Source organism: Microbacterium sp. CFBP 13617, assembly GCF_014839445.1.
GTDB lineage: Bacteria > Actinomycetota > Actinomycetes > Actinomycetales > Microbacteriaceae > Microbacterium.
On the sequence record NZ_JACYNW010000008.1, the window covers coordinates 1 to 328 of the forward strand.

At 66.8% G+C, this 328-nt stretch carries 1 protein-coding gene; it reads right to left on the reverse strand.

Annotated features, from left to right (window positions below):
- Positions 1 to 302 (reverse strand): hypothetical protein (locus tag IFU40_RS16610; protein WP_191927028.1); only part of this gene is annotated, 302 nt, incomplete at its 3' end.
- Positions 303 to 328: the final 26 nt, after the last annotated feature.

The following is a 328-nucleotide window of genomic DNA, read 5'->3' on the forward strand; positions in this document are numbered from 1 at the left end:
GGGGCTTTGGCGGTGACGGTGATGGTGGCGATGGTGCGGAATCCGCCGACGCCGTTGCCGAGTGAGTCTTTGAGGGGGAATAGGTCGATCGTCCAGGTCCCGGGGGCCGCGGTGGCGGGGAAGGTGATGGTGCGTTTCCAGGTGCCGTTCGTGGCGGTGCCTGCGGCGAGGTCCATGCCCCCGAATCCCGCGCTTTGGTCGGTTTCGTTGCTGCTGGCGGAGATGGTGGGGGTGCTGACCCCGGAGGGGTCGCTGGCTTTGACCGTGACGGTGATGGTCTTATCGCCGGTGGAGGGGCTCACGGTCGTTTTGTCGACGGACCCGCTGA